The organism is Vineibacter terrae, from assembly GCF_008039615.1.
Taxonomy (GTDB): Bacteria; Pseudomonadota; Alphaproteobacteria; order Reyranellales; family Reyranellaceae; genus Vineibacter; species Vineibacter terrae.
Genome location: NZ_VDUZ01000124.1, coordinates 1 through 822, shown reverse-complemented (window position 1 = coordinate 822; position 822 = coordinate 1). Strand labels below are relative to the sequence as shown.

The 822-nt window shown below is 62.8% G+C and carries 2 protein-coding genes; both read left to right on the top strand.

Translation table 11 applies throughout. The features are described from left to right. Positions 1 to 56 precede the first annotated feature (56 nt). A complete protein-coding gene (locus FHP25_RS41695; RefSeq protein ID WP_218579009.1) occupies positions 57 to 395 on the top strand; it encodes an IS5 family transposase in 339 nt (112 codons plus the stop codon). Beyond that, positions 364 to 810: an IS5 family transposase gene (locus FHP25_RS41690; RefSeq protein ID WP_218579008.1), complete on the top strand. Its 447-nt coding sequence runs from the start codon at positions 364 to 366 to the stop codon at positions 808 to 810. The genes FHP25_RS41695 and FHP25_RS41690 overlap by 32 nt, the downstream gene beginning before the upstream one ends. The last annotated feature ends 12 nt before the right edge of the window (positions 811 to 822 follow it).

Below are 822 nucleotides of genomic sequence, written 5' to 3'. Positions count from 1 at the left end.
ACTTGTCACTCGGAATGAAATTTGATTCAAAGCTGTTCTTTGCGTGAGTTGCAGCAATGAACAGGCGGCCGCTGAGTGATGAGCAATGGTCGGTGATCGAGCCCCTGCTGAGGACGGATCGTAGCAAAGGAGGACGACCGCCGAAGGATAGCCGACCGGTGGTCGACGCCATTCTGTGGGTGCATCGCACCGGTGCACCGTGGCGCGACATCCCAGCCGGCTTCGGGCCGTGGCAATCGATCTACACGCGGTTCTGGCGGTGGTCGAAGGCCGGTATCTGGCAAGGGGTGCTGGCCGCGGTGTCGGGCAGCCGCGATGCCGAGAATTACCAGATTGACAGCACCGTCGTGCGTGCGCACCAGGATGCCGCCGGCGCAAAAAAGCGCCGGCGATGATCAGGCGCTGGGGCGCTCGCGCGGCGGCTTCTCCACCAAGATCCATCTGGTGGTCGACGCCCTTGGTTATCCGGTCGACCTGCGCCTCACCGGGGGCCACGTGCACGATGCCACACAAGCGGCGGCGCTGCTCAGCGGCAAGCTGAGCCAGTACGTCATCGCCGACAAAGCCTACGACGCCAACGCGATTATTGCGCTCATTCGGGCGCAAGGCGCCGAGCCCGTCATCCCGCCGCGTCTTGGCACCACGCCGCGCAAGGTGGATTGGCACGTCTACAAGGAGCGGCATCTGGTCGAATGCTGCATCAATCGCCTCAAGCGGTTCCGTCGGTTCGCTACTCGCTACGAAAAGACCGCCCGCAACTACCTCGCCATGGCGCTGATCGCCTGTATCCTCATCTGGATCGGGGTTTGAAAACAGGCCCTA

Excerpts from the sequence above, each read along its gene's own strand:
- FHP25_RS41690 (WP_218579008.1), top strand. The coding sequence starts at position 364 with ATGCCGCCGGCGCAAAAAAGCGCCGGCGATGATCAGGCGCTGGGGCGC.
- FHP25_RS41695 (WP_218579009.1), top strand. The coding sequence starts at position 57 with ATGAACAGGCGGCCGCTGAGTGATGAGCAATGGTCGGTGATCGAGCCC.